The sequence below is a fragment of the Paenibacillus sp. FSL K6-4396 genome, from assembly GCF_038002525.1.
GTDB classification, from domain to species: domain Bacteria; phylum Bacillota; class Bacilli; order Paenibacillales; family Paenibacillaceae; genus Paenibacillus; species Paenibacillus amylolyticus_B.
In genome coordinates this window covers 2,765,100-2,783,868 of the sequence record NZ_JBBOCR010000001.1, presented here as the reverse complement: position 1 = coordinate 2,783,868, position 18,769 = coordinate 2,765,100, and the positions used below count along the sequence as shown (strand labels likewise).

The window sequence follows — 18,769 nt, the reverse complement described above, 5'->3', positions numbered from 1 at the left end:
GGGGCTACGTTTTTTTGAAAGGACGGATAGGATGAATCAAAGCACCCTCCAAAAATACGCCATGCTGCTTCTCTGTATGTCTGCCGGAATGGTGGATCTGATCGGATATCTGGGACTGGGGCATGTGCTCACAGCCAATATGACGGGAAATATTGTTTTGTTGGGTATTGCCATTGCCCGTGCTCAGGAATTTGTTGTAATTCGGTCATTGCTTGCTCTCATTGGTTTTATTGCCGGCAATGCCATTGCAGCACATATGGTTGGACATGTGCAGACCAAAAATGGCTGGTCCTCCAAGGTCACAGCCGTATTTACTGTTGAAAGCATATTGCTCCTGCTGTTCGCCATCGCCATGATTAGTCCATTTTCAGAACAACTGTCTTATCTGTTAATTGTCATCCTAGCCGTTGCAATGGGGATGCAAACAACTGCGGCACGCCGCATTGGCATTGCTGGCATCTCAACAACTGTGCTCACCAATAATTTGGCCGCTGTGGTTGAGGATACCGTAAGCATCCTCAAAAAGCTGCGACATGCCAATATCCGATCGTTAGCCAAAGCCTTGTCCACAGACTCCTACCTTCGTGCAGGTGCTGTTGTCATCTATTTGATCGGCGTCATTGCAGCCGCATTGTTATTCCACCGTGTGCCCATGATTGCAGTCTGGATTCCTGTCCTGATCATTGGCGGCGTAACCCTATACGCCCGATTACATGCATGGGGAACATCACAACAAAGCGAAAGTTAATAGTTGAAGAAGCAACCCATTCATTTTTAAAAGGCTGTTCAAAAGTCCGCTTTAGGGTACTGAAAACTGGTCTTTTTAAACACATATTTTAAGTTATTTTAAGTTATTTTAAGTACAATCACGCTATTTATTTCATCAAAGACGCCTCTTGGCGGATAAGCTTGACAAGATGCTGTGCAGCAGGTGATAATACCTCCCCGGCTCGTGTACATACAGCAACCGTATTTCTCAGCTGTATACCTCGAACAAACACACGTGCCAGCCTGCCTTGCTGCACATCTTCGTTCACAACCAAAGAAGATATAAAGTTGGCCCCATAACCTGCCTTCACCGCACTAATCGTTTCGTTCAGCCCGTTGAACTGAAGCGCAATGCGGGGAGCGGCCAGGTTATTTGTAGTGCAAAGGGAAACGAGTCTCTCACGCGTGGCACTGCCTTCTTCGCGCATGATGAACGGTTCTGCCATCATCTCATGCAGCTCGATTTCTTTTCCCGCATACGGATGGTCAGGGTGCACAACAAACCACATCTCATCGTCAAACAATTCATCCCATTGGACACCCGCATGTGTAATGCCACTTCCACCATACACTGCAATCTCTGCCTCATAACGAAGCAACTGGTCAAATGCCATCCGGGTGTTGGTTGTGCTCACAACAATCTCCACATCCTCGTGCATTTGCTTAAACCGCGCAATCCAGACCGGCAACAGAAAATTCGAAGGCAAGTAGGTTGCTGTAAGACGGATCAGTCCTTTCTTGCCCTCCCGAAAATCCTGCACAAAATTCTCAACATCCTGCTCCAGCATGAACAGACGTTCCGCATATCCTGTTAACTGTATCCCCGCATCCGTAAGCACCAGTCTTCTTCCCTCCGAAACAAAAAGCTGGATTCCTAATTCACGTTCAAATTTCTTCACCTGAGAAGATACCGCAGGCTGACTAATATTTAGTTCCTCTGCGGCACGAGTGACCCCGCCATATCTCACAATGGCATGAAATAATCGTAATCCATGCAGATTCATGTTTACACCTCTTCCACGTCAATTACATAATCTAAAGTTATATTAACATACATAATATATATTTTATTTATATATCCACTCCATTTATAGTTGAAATATGAAATCCAATACATGAAACAAGGAAAGGAACATGTGAAGATGAATAATATAAATACGACCAACCTACAGCATACCTGGACTCAAGTCGACGACTACATGAATGATCTGCTGATTCCATCAGATTCCCTGCTGGAACATACACTGCAAAGCAATGCCGAAGCTGGACTCCCTGCACATGACGTAACACCAAATCAAGGAAAGCTGCTTCAGCTCCTGCTGCAAATCCAAGGCGCATCCCGTGTACTTGAAATCGGCACATTAGGTGGATACAGTACCATCTGGATGGCAAGAGCGCTGCCTGAACACGGACGTATCGTCTCCCTGGAATCGGAATCACACCATGCAGACTTGGCTCGAGCCAATCTCACACGAGCAGGACTGTTGCACAAGGTAGACCTGAGAGTTGGTCCTGCCCTAACCACCCTTCCCGATGTTCAGGAAGAATACAGGGAACCGTTTGATATGATCTTCATCGATGCTGACAAACCGAGTAATCCCGATTATCTGAGATGGGCCCTGCGACTGACTCGGCCGGGAAGTCTTATTATTGGTGATAATATCGTCAGGGACGGTGAAGTGATCCGCACAGACAGCACAGACCCTAGAGTTCAAGGTGTTCGATCATTCCTGCAGTTGATCGCGGATCACCCTCGGCTTGAAGCTACAGCACTGCAAACCGTCGGTAGCAAAGGTTACGATGGATTCGTCATTGCTCGTGTGATTGATGCCCCTGAACCAAAATAAACAGTGGTCAATTCTTCCGCAAATTCCCCTTTCCTGTTAAACTGGAATCACTGCACAGGCAGACTGGGGGGAACCACTTGAGAGTTTTACAACATATTAATGATGAAATTCGCGGCTGGTCCCGCAATATTCAACTGTTTTTCCTGGCTAGCATTCTGTATCAGATCGGAAATGGCATGTTCTCTGTCTTGTACAATCTGTACATTCAGGGTCTGGGCTATAATGATACAATGAACGGCCAGATTGTAAGTATTCAATCACTCGCAACAGCCATTATGTTTGTTCCTATCGGTCTATGCGGTGATCTGTTCAGCCGCAAGCGATTACTCATTACCGGGGCATTATTCAGCGGAATCTTTCTAATCGGACGCTCCTTCGATTATTCAGCTACAGGACTGATTTGGTTCGCGGTATTTTCTGGCCTTTTCGCTGGGGTATTCCAAGTATTGGCCATTCCTTATCTGGCGGAAAACGTCAAAAAAAGCCAGCGGCTGAAGATGTTCAGTTATTATTCATCCCTTGTGCTCGCTTCCCAGGTTCTTGGTAGCCTGGGTGGCGGCGTATTTGCAGATTTGTTACATACGGCAGGACTCGCCAAAGTGACCGGATTGCAGACGGTTTTATTTGTCGGTGGTGCAGCAACACTGGCTGCGTTTATTCCACTGTTATTTGTAACCGAAGGCAAGGCTGCTCCGCAGACAACCATTCCGGCACAATCAGATCTTCAACCCAATACAAATCTAAAAGAAAGTTTGACGAATACCGCCAACACGAATGATTCGATCACCAAGAAAAAAGATTCCCGACTGATTGGTCAGTTTATAGTGACTCAGTTGTTAATTGGATTAGGTTCCGGACTGGTTGTACCGTATTTGAATCTGTATTTCACCAATCGGTTCTCGGTTTCTCTCAGCGGCATGAGCTTACTGATTGCACTTGGTCAGATTATGACGATTGTATCCATGCTGATTGGTCCTACCCTGGCAGCAAAGGTCGGAAGCGTAAGAGCCGTTGTCATTTTCCAGGTCATGTCGCTGCCCTTCCTTCTATTAACAGGTTTCACCAATCTGTTGTTCATCGCTTCGCTCAGTTTCTTGTTCAGACAAGCATTGATGAACGCAGCCAATCCCATTCATTCAGCCATACTGGTGGATCGGATCTCGGACAAACGCCGCGGCATTGCCAATTCACTGATGCAGACCTCGTTTATGATTGGTTGGGCGACCATGGGACCTGTTCAATCCTATCTGGTCACCACATATGGAACATACTGGGGTTACGCGATCACTTTCAGCATCACAGGCTGTCTATACGTTATTTCATCACTGATGTACTTTGTAATGCTCAGAGAACCCAAACCTTCCGCTAGGGCTCTCGCAGGATCTTAATGAGTTGAACAGTAGCAGTCTGGTTGTTCCACAGATAACGCAACGTATCTCATCACCAGGAGTGGTCCCACATGAACATGAATCCTTCATTGAACCTGGATGCATACCTGAATCTCTTGACGTAGCAACGTGGGAAACCCTTTTCCCCGAGATTCTTCTCTATGCTCCGCTCTGTGAAACGGGTGCATGGGTTGCACGCAAACTCCGATTTCCGACGACCTTTATGCTGGGTCCCATGATTGTCATATGTGTCGTTCAATTAAGCACAACGATGCACACACCCAGCCTGCCAGCCTCCCTCTTAAACGTGATGAGTATGATCATATTCCTGCGTGATTCCATGCCAAAAAGAGTATCCATTTGATGTCACATCCTGCGGATACTCTCTTTTATTTGTACAGACTCATCTTCAGCATTTGGCCTCATTCAATTTTAAGTATAATGACTACTTATGAATAAATTCGGTTGTACATCCAGCCTACAATGCCCACCGTAACCACTGTTGCCCCAATAATGAATGCATAATAGCCAATCTTACTTTTGGACTCCGAAGTCTGATGATCATAATAATCCGAGTTACGTCGGTAAAAGCCCATCCATAACTCTCCGATCATATTCACAACAACCAATACAAAACGTTTAACAAGCCCCATTATATTCGCATCTCCTCTCTAGATCGACCATCTTCCATATTAAGTATAATTATCCTAATTAATTAAAACAAGTCACTTAAACTACTTTCGGCGCAATCACGGTCGGTGCAGTTTCTTGCTCCAACCAGGTTAGAATATCAAATGCTTCCTGATCGGTGCTACCACACATCTCTTCCTCAGCTTGCAATCCACTGCATACCGCAGGACGATCTTTTTGGCCAAAAATTCCGCAGCGATTATCATTCGTAAGCTGCACACAACGTACACCTGCCGGCTTGCCATGAGCCATGCCCGGTATCGGTGATGATATGGAAATCGCGATACAACATGCGGCACAGCCTGTCCTGCATTCCATACATATACCCTCCTAATTTCAATACACTTACAATACATGTTCAAAAAGACCGATTTTCAGTTTTTGAACTACCTCTTAATTATGAGCGATTTATCCAGGTCCAGGTTCGAGCGAGCCCCTGAGCCATTCTCCGATTCATGCTTCGATTCGAAAAATACCCCCCATGACTTAGCGGATTCCAACTCATCGCCACGCCGCCAGAGTTCACTTCAATGTCTTCTTTAACCGCTTTCTCATAAGCGGGATCAATGGGGCGTAATGGATAACCCAGAATATCATCCCGATCGTAGAAGTTCACCCATTCCCCTTCCAGCCCGGCATAATAGTGATTCACATGGGAAGAGGGCACCTGAATTGGGCAACTAAAGTCATGGTAACGCAAACTCCATAAGGGCAGGGTTGTACCAAACGAGTAAAAATTGGTCAGGGTGTCGCCCCGCTCCAAAGCCGAGTTCACATCCACAACTTCAGGAACACGACTGGACGGATATTGCAGATCGTAGAAGAAGTTACTGGCGATTACGGCACCCAAACTATGGGCAACCACACAGAGCGGAGCTTCGGGTCCGTTACGCTGTGCAAGGGTATGCATCGCCTGATTCAACGTTCGATGTACGGCATCATAGTTATGGCCTTGATTTTCCACAGGTTGATATGCAACCGCATCAGCCAGGTAATGGATTACAAATCGGCGCAACGCCTGAAAGTTCAATCCCGGAGAGCTGACGAGCTGTTGAAAGAGAGCCTCTTCCCGCTCCTCAAATACATCCGCCCAATATACAGGTTCGATATCCACCATCTGTTTAGAGGCTCCAGGCAAGACCATCACCTTGTCCAATTCCTTATGCAAACAAGCAATCAGCTTGTCCGCGTACCCATCCTTCCGCATACCCAGCCCATGAATGACCATCACCGCAATACGTGTCATGGCTCTCCTCCTCATCGATCTAGGAACTCTTTCTCCACCATATGAACGCCACGACTCGAACATGCCTGAAGCTTGCTTTGTTAGAACCTTTCCAACCACCATTATTTTAAAAATGTGATTCTTCCATTTTATATACAGTTTACCATGATAACCATGAAAATAACGATCATACAGCAAAAAGGAGCTGCGCATCATGCAGCCCCTTCTTGTTGTTGTATTCAATTAACCTTTCAGATGAACCTTCAACACACCATTTTGATTAGATGTAACATCACCTGTGGTGACTTCCACCCGTTCAACCATATCTTGACCATCTGGAATGATAATCGGTGTAATCAGCGGGTATCCCGCATCTTCAATTACCTTACGATCAAACTCCAACAGTTTTTGTCCAGCCTTTACATGCTCGCCAGCTTCCACATGCATGTTGAAGCCTTCACCCTTGAGGGATACTGTATTAATCCCGACATGGATCAGAACTTGTAATCCACTTGCGTGTTCAAGAATCACCGCATGTTTACTTTTGATTACATGAGCTACCTGAGCATCAAACGGGGCAACAACAACGTTGCCGGAAGGTTCAATCGCTACACCTTCACCCATCTGTTTCTCGGCAAAAGCCGGATCTGGTACTTGCTCCAGTGATACGGCCTGACCTGTTAATGGCGCCATGATTTCCAGCGTATTCACTGCTTCGTCCCCTACTTGAGCTGCACTACGTGTGCGCTGGTTTGGATCTGTTTTTGTAGTTGAAGAGGTAACACCCGAAGCGGACTGCGATGTAGCCGCTTTAGGCTCAGCAACGGTTTCATTACTTTCATTACGATCTTCTTTTCTCAGTTTGGCTCTGCCAAAAAGGACGGTCAGTACAAATGGTACAACCAGGACAATCGCCATGCCGATGAAGAAGACGCCCCATTTGTTAGGGAAAATCGACAGGAATCCCGGTACGCCACCTACACCGATGGAGGTTGCCTGAACATTATTCATCGTCAGCAACACACCACCAATCGCGGAACCGATCATACCAAAGATAAATGGATAACGGTAACGGATGTTAACACCAAAGATCGCCGGCTCGGTTACCCCGAGGAAGGCCGACACCGAGGACGTTGCTGCAAGTCCTCTCATTTTCTTCTCACGCAAGACAAGCATCATCGCAAGTGCCGCCGAACCCTGTGCGATGTTGGACAATGCCAGCATCGGCCACAGGAACGTACCGCCCTGACTACCAATGAGCTGAACATCCACCGCAAGGAACGTGTGATGCATACCGGTGATAACGAGCAAAGCGTATAGACCACCGTAGATCAGACCACCCAGCGCCGCGTAGGAATCGTATACATAGATCAGGCCTGAAGTGATTGCATTTGCAATAGCAAATGTAACCGGTCCAATAATCGTAAATGCAAGGAATCCGGTAATCAGCAACGTGACTGGTGCAACGACCAGCAGTTTAATTGAATCATGTACCCTTTTATTCAGGAAAATTTCCATCTTCGCAAGCAGATAGGCCGATACCAGTACCGGCAGAACCTGCCCTTGATAACCGATCTTCTCAATCTCCCAACCAAACAAATTCCATGTTGGCACTGTACCTTCATTTACGGCATCAGCATAACCATATGCACTCAGCAGATCGGGATGTACCAGAATGAGACCAAGCACAATCCCGAGCAGCGGACTGCCGCCGAACCTTTTTACAGCTGCCCAACCGATTAGAGCCGGCAGGAACGTGAAGGCTGTACTTGCGATCGTATTAATAATGGACGCAAGATCCTTCCAGGCTGGATAAACATCCACTAGCGATTTTCCATCAAAGAAAATACCTGGACCTGTCAGAATATTGTTAATCCCGAGCAAAAGTCCTGCCGTAATGATTGCTGGCAAGATTGGAATGAAAATATCCGAGAGTGTTTTAATCGCTCGCTGAATTGGATTTTGCTTTTTACCAGCAACCGCCTTCACATCATCCTTGGAAGAACGATCTCCCCCGGTAATCTGAATCATCTCATCATAGACCTTATCCACCAGACCAGGCCCAATAACGACCTGGAATTGTCCTTGGGAAGAGAACTGTCCTTTAACCAGATCATTCTGATCCAGACTTTCAGTATCCACTTTACTCTCATCATACAGGGCAAACCGGAGTCGTGTAACACAGTGTGTAGCAGCTTCAATATTCTCTTTGCCACCGACTGCCCGGACGATCTCCTCAACCTGTTTTTTATCAATTGCCATAGTGTCACTTCCTATTTATAAAATGTGATTAGTCCTGTTGTGGCACAAGCCACATATAGGATGCATACGGACTGAGAGAGATTTCCTGCGTCAGCGCAGGGGTTGCCTCCGTATTTCCTATGAGTAACTCTGCTGATTTGCCTGCAATGTGATCATTCCAGACCGCTTCCGGCAGCGAGAACGTAACGTCTCGTTTACTGAAGTTGGATACAACAATCAGGGTTTCACTTCCATTGGTCCGTGCGTACGCGAATACATCCGGGTGTGCATCGTCCAATCGTTCATACAGACCGTCGATCAGCACGTTAAACTGTTTACGCAGGGCAATCAATTTGCGGTAGTGGTAGTAGATCGAATCTGGATCAGCCAGCTGCTGTTCCACGTGAATCGAAGGATACCGCTCATCCACCTTCAGCCAAGGTGTTCCGGTAGTAAATCCGGCGTTCTTACTTCCATTCCACTGCATCGGTGTGCGGGAGTTGTCCCGGGAACGCTCCTTCACGATTTGGAATGCTTCTTCAGCGGATTTGCCTCGTTCTTCCTGAAGCAGGCGGTACATGTTCGTCGATTCGATATCACGGAACTCGCTAACGTCATTCCAGACCGGATTCGGCATGCCGATCTCCTCTCCCTGGTAGACATAAGGTGTACCTTGCATTCCGTGTATCGTTGTTGCAAGCATCTTGGCACTCTCGGCACGATAGTCACCATCATCAGCAAATCGGGACAGTGCTCGTGGCTGATCATGGTTATTCAGGAACAGCGCGTTCCAGCCTCCACCGGCCTGCATGCCTGTCTGCCACTCACTGAAGAGCTGTTTCATCGCTTCAAAATCATACGGCATCAGTTCCCACTTCTGACCATTCGGATAATCCACTTTCAGGTGATGGAAGTTAAACGTCATTGAAAACTCCCGGGAAGCCGGGTTCGAATATTGGATACAATGTTCCAGTGTTGTGGAAGACATTTCCCCTACCGTCACCATGTTGTAAGGCCCGAATACTTCATCGTACATCTCGGTGATGTACTCATGCACACGCGGTCCATCCGTGTAGTATTTGCGTCCATCACCCGGTGACACGCTGCCATCATCATCAGGGAAACGCTGATCTTTGGAGATCAGGTTAATCACGTCCATACGGAAACCATCCACACCTTTTTCGGCCCAGAACTTGATCATATCCCGTACAGCTTTGCGTACTTCTTCATTCTCCCAATTCAGATCTGCCTGCGTTTTATCAAATAAAGTCAGGAAATATTGTCCCGTCTGTTCATCGAACTGCCAAGCAGGTCCACCGAACTTGGATTGCCAGTTGTTCGGCACACCACCATCCGGGGCAGGATCTTTCCAAATATAATAATCCCGATACGGATTATCCTTGGAAGAACGGGATTGTTGGAACCACTCATGATCGGTTGAGGAGTGATTCACCACGATATCAATCATGAGTTTCATATCACGAGCCTTCAGACCTTTCAACAGTTCGTCAAAATCCTCCATCGTCCCATAATCCGGATTAATCCGGTAATAGTCCGCTACGTCATATCCATTATCATGCTGCGGGGATACATATACCGGCTGCAACCACACAATATCGATACCCAGATGCTGCAAATAATCAAGCTTCTCGGTTAATCCACGAATATCTCCAGTACCCGATCCAGTTGTATCATTAAAACTCTTCGGATATACCTGATACACCGTTGATGTCTTCCACCAAGATGACGGAGTTGTGTTATTAGAACTCATGTTAACGCCTCCAATAAATTGTAATGCTCTTATGTGATGTTCTCGGCTAACTTCATATCTATATTACATAAGTAAACATGTATATACAAGTTGAAACTATAATATGTATATTCTTCGCCTCTTCTACACATTCCCCATAAATCTTTCCTCTGTAACATTTATTTTGGAACCTGCGTTCGTGAACCCAATGATATCTGTATTGAGACAACAAGAAACCGTCTGTTCTTCCCACCATTGGTGCGGGCAACAGACGGTCTAACTTGGTTGAACTTTTTAAATGTATTCTACTGTTTTTTTACTGTTGTAATGGATTGTTATTATAAAGTTGTTGTCTTGACTTAATCACCACAGCGGAGCCACGCTTCTTACGACATCTCCGGTGAAACTAAGGCTTTCCCTTGTTTTTCCTGCATATTCAACTTCAATAAAGATAGTGCAGCTTGCTCTTCCCTTTCCAGTTCAGCAACACTGATCTCACCAGAGAGTACGGCACGCATTCGCTTCTGATCCAGCAGACCTTCCCATTTTGCCACCACAAATGCTGCGACACAGTTGCCCATCAGGTTGGTGAATACACGCATTGTATCCATGAATCGATCTGCACCAAGCAGTAGAGCAACCGCTGCTACCGGAAAAGCATTGACAGCCACTGCCGTTGCAGACAGGGCCAAGAATGCGGAGCCAGGCACTCCTGCCATGCCTTTGGAACTTAACATCAACACCAGTAAAATCGTAATTTGCTGCATCAAGGTCAGTTCAATCCCTACGGCCTGAGCAACAAAAACCGTTGCCAACGATAAATAGATTGAAGCGCCATCCAGATTAAACGAGTACCCCGTCGGTACCACAAGCCCCACAACCGCACGATCACAACCCGCCTTGGTTAGTTTGTCCATCATGCGTGGCATCACCACTTCCGATGATCCGGTTCCAATCGCCAGCATCACTTCAGAACGGGTATATTTCACAAATTGCAGGAAATTTAGCCCGGTAATCCACCAGGCAGCCAATGCCAGCATGACCAGAAACAGCAGTGCTGCGCCGTAACATGCCAGAATTAGCAGACCAAAGGATGATAATGTGGAAGCTCCATAGGCACCAACCGTATAGGCCATGGCTCCAAATGCACCAATCGGTGCTAGGTTCATGATATAACCAATGATGCGGAACACAATTCCGAGCAGGTTCTCAATCAGCGTCAGTACATTCTCTTTTGCCTTACTCTCGGTTGCTGCCAGTGCAACCCCGAACAGGCATGCCACGAGCAGTACTTGCAGAAGTGCATTTTGTGCAAAGGCATCTACAACACTTGTCGGAATAATATTCATGATAAAGTCTACCGTATGCGGTAACTCGGAACCATTGGTTTTTGCTTCAATGCCGCTTGCATCTATGGTTGAAGGGTCCACGTTCATTCCGGCACCGGGGCGAAGCAGATTGGCTGTTCCCAATCCAAGTACCAGCGCCACTGTAGTTGCAATCTCGAACCACACGATAGCTTTCAGCCCGATGCGACCTACCGACTTCAGATCACCGATCTTGGCAATGCCTGTTACAATCACCATGAAAATCAGTGGTGCGATGATCATCTTGATCAATTTAATGAACCCTGTTCCGAGCGGTTGCAGCAAGCTACCCAGATCCGGCCACAGAATGCCAACGCCAATCCCGATGATTACCGCTACAATAATTTGAAAAAATAATGATTTCATAAATGACATGAACACTCCCCCTGTTTGCGGTCAATTCGGATTTCCGTTTGGTTTCCGTGTAACTTTTTATATCATTCTAAACGAGAGTTCAACAATGGAATTACAATGTTTTTGTCATTTGTACCAACTCTATCGGTGAAAATTGAACCTGGAACCGAAAAAAGACGAATATCACGTCAGTTATCTTGACGTGATATTCGTCTTTATCCATAAATCCATTTTTTATTGAACAGGGGTTAAATGTGCATCACAGGGTAATAGATTCTCCCGGGGCCAGCACACGTCCTTCCAACCCTTTTGCAGCCAGTTGTTGCACGAAGTGTTCCGCATCCTGACGAATCACCGGGAATGTATCATAATGAACCGGAATGGTCAGTTTGGCATTAAACCATTCGGCCGCTTGCAGTGCATCCTCAGGTCCCATGGTGAAATGTCCACCAATCGGCAAGAAGGCAACATCGATATCATGACGATCACCGATCATTTTCATATCCCCGAAGAGACTTGTGTCTCCGGCATGCAAAATCGTTTTACCACCAATAGTAATGATATATCCAGCAGGCAAACCTGCATACATGATCCGTTGTTCTTCTTCGAGCACAATCCCGGAAGTATGGAACGCCTGAATCATTTTGGCTTGAGCAAAATCAAGATCTACCGTTCCGCCCATGTTCATGCCGAGTGTATCCAGACCTTTCCAGGACATATATGTAGCCAATTCCACAATAGCCACAACTTTGGCGTTATTCGCTTTGGCAATAGGTTCAGCATCTAGGATGTGATCCATATGTGCATGTGTCAGCAACACAACATCGGTCTTAATATCTTCAGGCTTCGTGACGGCAAGCTCGTTGCCACGCAGGAAGGGATCAATGATCAGTGACTTTTCTTCTGTGCCCAGCTGTACACTGGAGTGACCATGGAACGTAATATTCAACAACTCGGATTCCTCCCAACATATGTTTTGATTATTTGAAACCACTATTTATTATAAATCATAGCTCTTCACCAACGCAAAATCATGCTAGCCTCCGTCTCACCGCTGCTTACGATATACTCTTGCTTCATACGGCTGAAGCTGAATCGCACCTTCATCGGTAGAATATCGTCTGCTTACATTGCTGCTGATCAGCTTGACATGCTCGGAATTCCAGCCTTCCGGCCAGTGCATCTCAGGCTCATGCCCACGGAAATTCAGAATGACCAGCATCTGCTCATCTTCCAGCGTTCGGGTATAGGCATAGATATCCGGATCATCCGGCAATAGCAATTCATACGCGCCATAGATAAGCACTTTATGTTGTTTGCGAAGCGCAATTAACTTACGGTAATAATGCAAAATGGATTGCGGATCACTTTCGGCATCAGCCACATTAATCTCAGGATAATTATCATTCACCTGAATCCACGGCTGACCCTGGGTAAACCCTGCGTGTTCCGTCTCATCCCATTGCATCGGCGTGCGGGCATTATCGCGACTCTTCAGCCAAATCGCCTGCATAACTTCATGCTTTGATTTACCTTGACCAATGTAATGATTGAAATAATTTTTGGTCTCGATGTCCCGGTATTGTTCGATATTCGGGAAAGCGACATTGGTCATGCCGATCTCTTCTCCTTGATAGATGTAGGGGGTCCCTTCGAGTGTAAGCATCCATGTCGCCAGCATCTGAGCAGAACGCACCCGATATTTACCGTCATCACCAAAACGGGAAACCGGACGTGGCTGATCATGGTTCCCCATATAATTGGCGTTCCAGCCTCTACCATGCAAAACCGTTTGCCACCGGCTCATGATTTCTTTGAGATCTGTCAATTTCCATTCCTTATAGTTCCATTTACCAATTCCGGAGGATTTAGCATCGATAAACATATGCTCAAACTGGAATACCATATTAAGCTCATCACGATCCGTTCCCACATAAGCCAAGGCCTGCTCAGGTCCAAGCCCTGAAGTCTCGCCAACCGTCATGGGTCCGTAGGGTTTCAGGATCATGTTATTCAGTTTCTTCAGGATGGAGTGTACCTGTTCCAGATTGGAAAAGAGCTGATACGCTGGAACCACCGGCAGATTATCCGGATTGTGTGCACTTGGCAGACCCTCTGCCTTGGCGATATGCGCTACTGCATCGAAACGGAATCCGTCTACCCCTTTTTCCAGCCACCAATGCACCATCTCATACATCTCTTCTGCCATCTGTGCATTGTTCCAGTTGAGATCCGGTTGCTGTTCCGAATACAGATGCAGATAATATTCATTTGTCTCGGGATCATGCTTCCACACCGAACCCCCAAAATAGGACTCCCAATTATTCGGCACCTGCCCATTTTTGCCTGAACGCCAAATATAATAATCCCGTTTCGGATTCATCTTTGATGAACGCGATTCAGCAAACCACGCATGTTCATCCGACGTATGATTCAGCACCAGGTCCATCATGATCTTGAGACCACGCTTGTGGGCCTCTGCCAATAATCGATCAAAATCCTCCATCGTGCCATACTTGCGTAAAATGCCGTAGTAATCCCGGATATCATATCCGTTATCATGTCCTGGTGAATCATAAATGGGACAGAGCCAGATCACATCTACGCCCAAATTCTCCAAATAATCAAGCTTCTCATAGATTCCCTGCAAGTCGCCATATCCATCCCCGTCCGAATCTTTAAAGCTGCTCGGGTAAATCTGGTATACCACACTCTCTTTCCACCAAACGATATCGCCCACCTCGCTCTCATCTTTATCCAATATATAAATTGAACTAAAGCATATTTACACTGGATACTCCGATGACAGAATGACCTTCCGACCGCTGTTATCACCAGATTTTATGAATTCCTCTTATAAGGGGGAAATCCGGGTATAAAGGCGAACGCTGATTGCTTCTTCAGGTTATTTCTGTCCTCTCCGTTTCGTGTAAATGTTTAGTTCAATTTATATATAATCTCTGTTCACTATATTAAGCCGTTAATATGTTTTATCCGAAATGATTCCCTTGTAAACATTAGAAAGGGTTCTTATGCAAAAAAGACCCGGTCATGGACCGCGATCTGCGGTTCAATTCCGAGTCCTTTTTTGTGAACATAAGACTAACTTATATCCGGCGTAACCTATCCAGGCACCGATCGTGTTCAGAATAATGTCATCCACATCAAACGAACCTACACGTGTAATCAACTGTGTGACCTCGACACCCAGCAGAAGCAAAACAACTGTAGATGTAAATGTCAGGAATGTGCGGCACCTCCGAAACAACCATGGGATCCAAATGCCCAGCGGAATGAACAATACGATATTGCCAAACAGGTTTTTGACCCAGGTATCTGTATTGTACCTCTCCCTCTCCATAAGAAGTGGACGAATCGTCTCGAAGGGTACGAGATTATATTGATAATACATGCTAGGTGTTCGTCCACTGACAAACAGTAAAATGCCCATAATCAGTATATAGAGCACTGCCATACAAGCAACAATGGTCAGCATCCACTTGGAGTGGAGCCACGACTTTTCGCTCATCCATCCGTCCTCCGACCTTGATTTCCGCGAAGCGGTAAGGTCTATTTTAACGGGATATAGATCTTCATGTCCAGTTGTTCAGGGGTCGATTTCCAGACATCCGTCACTTCAAAGTCCGGCCCTTCCCTACGTTCATAGTTCGACTGAGGCAACCAACTGCCATAGATCATTTTCCGAATATCCTGCCCGGAGCCTTCCACGGTGAACTCTGCATACAAGCCGCCCGGAATTTCAATCGAAGTAAAACCGGGTTCAAGTACCTGGGATGCTCCACTGCTTTCTTCACCCACAATAAAAGAAAATGCTCCATCCTCTTCAAAATGACAGGCCACACCGTAAGCCATATCAGGGCGTGTCCTCTCCGGGATTGCCATGAATTTTTGTTCCATGCCAAAATCGTGATAAAATCCGGGTATTTCAGCATAATGCTGATTGTCATTCAGGTTGGTCTTATATTCATAGCCGATGATCCAGTTCGGTGCCAATGTGACCAGACGGGGTGTGTTCATGTGGAATGTTCCACCAAGTGAAGTTCGATAATCATTAAAATCAATGCTCTGTTGCATCTTCAAAAGAGACAACTGCTCCGCTTCCAGCTTACGCAGCTTCGCGGGTGTCATTCCAAAGTAGGTTGAAAATGCACGGGTGAAGGCCTCCTGGGATTGATAGCCAAAGCTCATCGCAATGTCCAATATGCCTTCCGATGTGCCCCGCAGCATCCCTGCAGCTTCCGTTAATCTTCGTCTGCGCACATATTCAAGTACCGTAAATCCGGTGATCGCCTGGAATAAACGCTGAAAATGAAACGCCGAAAAGTTCGCAGCAGCGGACGTCTCTCTGATATTAAAATCATCTTGCAAATGCTGCTCCAAATACTCAATAGCAAGCTGAATTTGTGTGTAATGATCCATAGTGACGGCTCCCCTATCTAATTCAAAATATCAAACGACTTCTTATGTAGTATGACTGAGATCCAGTTCACTTTTTTGATTTTGTGTGCGAACTTGTATGATGAAAGATACGCGAGTTGCGGTTCTCTTCAAGTTGAATGATACTATGAAACACTGTATGCCAAAAATCCCCTTGTTCTACAAGGAGATGCTCTCTACGCTGGTTGATTTACCAGCAGAGATGGCTCTTGTGAACAAGGGGATTTGTTTGTTTAACAATCTATTCTTACCCTTTCCAGTTCCCGGACACGGGGTGAATACCCCAGATATCTGTCGCATACTCACTAATGGTACGATCACTTGAGAATATGCCGGAATGAGCCGTGTTTAATATCGCTTTCCGGGTCCAGCCCGGAATATCCCGATACGCCTGGTCAATCGCAGCATGCGCGTCAGCATAAGCAGCAAAATCACGCAATACAAAGTATTCGTCACCATGGGCCAGCAAGGAGTCATAAATATCCCAGAACTCCCCATCACGATAACAGAATGCACCTGGATGCACTAATTGCTCCACAACCTCGCGAATGCGTTCATCGTGCTGCACAATCTCATTCGGACGATAGCTGCCCGAACGATAATACTCAAGCACTTCGTCTGCACGCAGACCGTAGATGAACATATTTTCTTCCCCAACCTGCTCCGCCATCTCCACGTTGGCTCCATCCATCGTGCCAATCGTTAAAGCACCGTTCATCATAAACTTCATGTTGCCCGTACCGGAAGCTTCCTTGCCTGCGGTTGAGATCTGTTCACTAACATCGGCAGCGGGAATGATCTTCTCTGCGAGAGAGACGGAATAATTTTCGAGGAAAAATACCTTCAAGCGGTCATTTACGGCCGCATCCCGATTCACTGTGTCAGCCACGGTGTTGATCAGCTTAATAATTTTCTTGGCAAAATAATAACTCGGCGCTGCCTTGGCACCAAAGATGAACGTACGTGGCACCATATCAAACGAAGCATCATTCTTAAGCCGGTTATACAGATGCATAACATGCAGAATGTTCAACAGTTGACGTTTGTACCCGTGCAGCCTCTTCACCTGTACATCAAAGATGGAATCCGGATTCACTGCTGTCCCGGTATGACCCAGAATATACGCAGCAAGCCGCTCCTTGTTATCCCGCTTAATCAAACGGAACTGCTCTTGGAATGATGTATTATCCGCAAAGCCAGCCAACAGGTCCAGCTTGCCCGGCTCTGTTATCCAATCGTTACCGATTGTATCCGTAATCAGATCCGACAGTTTTGGATTGGCATGTATCAACCAGCGGCGATGGGTGATACCATTGGTTTTATTATTGAAACGCTCTGGATAAAGTTCATAGAACGGAGCCATCTCGCGCTCTTTCAAAATCTCTGTATGCAAAGCAGCAACACCATTCACGCTATGACTGCCTGCAATCGCCAAATGCGCCATCCGTACCTGATCGTTTGCAACAATCGCCAAATGCCCTATGCGATCCTGATCTCCCGGATACCGGTCCAGCAGCATGCCACAGAAGCGTTTATTGATCTCTTCAATAATCATGTAGATTCGTGGCAGCAGCCTGCTGATCATGGATACAGGCCACTTCTCAAGCGCCTCACTAAGCGTTGTATGATTGGTATACGATACAGTACGGGTTGTGATATCCCATGCTTCATCCCAGCCGTACCCCTTCACATCAATCAGGATGCGCATCAGTTCTGGTATAACCAAGGTTGGATGCGTGTCATTAATGTGGAAGGCCACTTTATCTGGCAAACGATCATATGGTAGCTCCAGCTTGTTGAACGTACGCAAGGCGCTCTGTACACCTGCTGAGCACATGAAGTATTGCTGCTTCAAGCGCAGCAACTTTCCTTCGTACTGGGAATCATCTGGATATAAAAACTCCGAGATCGATTCAACCGAACGGCTATAATCCAGATAGCCGTAATAGTTCGAAGGGGTGTCGAGTGAAGTCTCGCGCTTTGGCTCGGCACTCCATAGACGCAATGTGTTCACATGGGTTTCACCATAACCGATGACAGGCACGTCATAGGGAATGGCGACAACCGATTCGGCATCTTTTGTAACAAACTGATATTCTCCATCCTGCTCATGAGCTTCTACCCGGCCCCAGAACTGTACTTCCACCTTTTTGTCTGGACGGCGGACTTCCCATTCATTGCCCTTATCCAGCCAATTGTCGGGTAACTCTACCTGATTACCATTGATGATTTTTTGCTCAAACAAACCGTATTTATAACGAATCCCGCAACCATGTCCTGCATATCGGAGTGATGCAAGTGAATCCAGGAAACAGGCAGCAAGTCGTCCCAGACCTCCATTACCGAGTCCTGCATCCGCCTCCTGTTCTTCTATCTCTTCCAAGGAGAAGCCCAGCTCAGCTAAACTGTCACGCACCAATTCCAATTCATTCACATTCAGCAGATTGTTCCCGAGCAGACGTCCAATCAGGAATTCCAGCGAGAAGTAATAGACCTGTTTATCCTGGCGCTGCTTGAACCCCTGATTCGACGCTGCCCAATCCTGGCCTGCATATTCACGAATCATGCTTCCCAGTACGTGGTACACGTCTTCCTGTGTTGCTTCTTCAATCGGTTTGCCCAATTTGCTGACCAGATTCCGTGTAAATATACTCTTGAACGTTTCTTTGTTGTCAAACAAA

General features: G+C 46.5%; 16 protein-coding genes. 4 read left to right on the top strand and 12 right to left on the bottom strand.

Annotated elements, in window-relative coordinates; genetic code table 11:
• The first annotated feature begins 31 nt into the window (after window positions 1-31).
• A complete protein-coding gene (locus tag MHB85_RS12750) occupies window positions 32-748 on the top strand; it encodes a YoaK family protein (RefSeq protein ID WP_192132035.1) in 717 nt (238 codons plus the stop codon).
• 127 nt (window positions 749-875) lie between these two features.
• On the opposite strand, the gene MHB85_RS12745 is transcribed toward MHB85_RS12750, so the two are convergent.
• Window positions 876-1,772, bottom strand: a complete 897-nt coding sequence (locus tag MHB85_RS12745; RefSeq protein ID WP_192132032.1) for a LysR family transcriptional regulator — start codon at window positions 1,770-1,772, stop codon at window positions 876-878.
• A gap of 138 nt (window positions 1,773-1,910) precedes the next feature.
• On the opposite strand from MHB85_RS12745, the gene MHB85_RS12740 reads away from it, so the two are divergent.
• The 3 genes from MHB85_RS12740 to MHB85_RS12730 all read left to right on the top strand — a co-directional run bounded on the left by MHB85_RS12740 (window position 1,911) and on the right by MHB85_RS12730 (window position 4,367).
• Window positions 1,911-2,615 (top strand): O-methyltransferase, encoded by a 705-nt coding sequence (locus MHB85_RS12740; RefSeq protein ID WP_341073022.1) that lies wholly within the window; start codon window positions 1,911-1,913, stop codon window positions 2,613-2,615.
• Between the two features lie 77 nt (window positions 2,616-2,692).
• Window positions 2,693-4,003, top strand: a complete 1,311-nt coding sequence (locus MHB85_RS12735; protein WP_341073021.1) for an MFS transporter — start codon at window positions 2,693-2,695, stop codon at window positions 4,001-4,003.
• Window positions 4,004-4,007: 4 nt separating this feature from the next.
• The gene (locus MHB85_RS12730) at window positions 4,008-4,367 is read left to right on the top strand and encodes an AbrB family transcriptional regulator (protein WP_192132028.1); all 360 of its coding nucleotides are present in this window, start codon (window positions 4,008-4,010) and stop codon (window positions 4,365-4,367) included.
• A gap of 85 nt (window positions 4,368-4,452) precedes the next feature.
• On the opposite strand, the gene MHB85_RS12725 is transcribed toward MHB85_RS12730, so the two are convergent.
• From MHB85_RS12725 to MHB85_RS12675, 11 genes are all read right to left on the bottom strand, one after another.
• Window positions 4,453-4,656, bottom strand: coding sequence for a hypothetical protein (locus tag MHB85_RS12725; RefSeq protein WP_017688872.1), 204 nt, complete (start codon window positions 4,654-4,656; stop codon window positions 4,453-4,455).
• A gap of 76 nt (window positions 4,657-4,732) precedes the next feature.
• Window positions 4,733-5,011, bottom strand: a complete 279-nt coding sequence (locus MHB85_RS12720; RefSeq protein WP_192132026.1) for a YkgJ family cysteine cluster protein — start codon at window positions 5,009-5,011, stop codon at window positions 4,733-4,735.
• A gap of 79 nt (window positions 5,012-5,090) precedes the next feature.
• Entirely contained in the window at window positions 5,091-5,939 is an 849-nt protein-coding gene (locus MHB85_RS12715; RefSeq protein WP_091016899.1) for a chemotaxis protein, read from the bottom strand.
• 222 nt (window positions 5,940-6,161) lie between these two features.
• Window positions 6,162-8,180, bottom strand: a complete 2,019-nt coding sequence (gene treP, locus MHB85_RS12710; RefSeq protein WP_192132025.1) for a PTS system trehalose-specific EIIBC component — start codon at window positions 8,178-8,180, stop codon at window positions 6,162-6,164.
• Window positions 8,181-8,208: 28 nt separating this feature from the next.
• Window positions 8,209-9,930, bottom strand: a complete 1,722-nt coding sequence (gene treC / locus MHB85_RS12705; protein ID WP_192132023.1) for an alpha,alpha-phosphotrehalase — start codon at window positions 9,928-9,930, stop codon at window positions 8,209-8,211.
• Between the two features lie 365 nt (window positions 9,931-10,295).
• Window positions 10,296-11,651: a C4-dicarboxylate transporter DctA gene (dctA, locus tag MHB85_RS12700; RefSeq protein WP_192132021.1), complete on the bottom strand. Its 1,356-nt coding sequence runs from the start codon at window positions 11,649-11,651 to the stop codon at window positions 10,296-10,298.
• Window positions 11,652-11,889: 238 nt separating this feature from the next.
• Window positions 11,890-12,582: a metal-dependent hydrolase gene (locus MHB85_RS12695; RefSeq protein WP_341073020.1), complete on the bottom strand. Its 693-nt coding sequence runs from the start codon at window positions 12,580-12,582 to the stop codon at window positions 11,890-11,892.
• 96 nt (window positions 12,583-12,678) lie between these two features.
• A complete protein-coding gene (locus MHB85_RS12690; protein WP_341073018.1) occupies window positions 12,679-14,370 on the bottom strand; it encodes a glycoside hydrolase family 13 protein in 1,692 nt (563 codons plus the stop codon).
• Between the two features lie 330 nt (window positions 14,371-14,700).
• Window positions 14,701-15,159 carry a VanZ family protein gene (locus MHB85_RS12685; protein ID WP_091016910.1) on the bottom strand — a complete coding sequence of 153 codons (459 nt, stop codon included), beginning with the start codon at window positions 15,157-15,159 and terminating at the stop codon, window positions 14,701-14,703.
• Between the two features lie 41 nt (window positions 15,160-15,200).
• Window positions 15,201-16,070, bottom strand: coding sequence for an effector binding domain-containing protein (locus MHB85_RS12680; RefSeq protein WP_091016912.1), 870 nt, complete (start codon window positions 16,068-16,070; stop codon window positions 15,201-15,203).
• A 265-nt stretch (window positions 16,071-16,335) separates the two neighbouring features.
• Complete coding sequence (locus MHB85_RS12675) at window positions 16,336-18,768, bottom strand: glycogen/starch/alpha-glucan phosphorylase (protein ID WP_341073016.1); 2,433 nt, start codon at window positions 18,766-18,768, stop codon at window positions 16,336-16,338.
• Between the last annotated feature and the right edge of the window lies 1 nt (window position 18,769).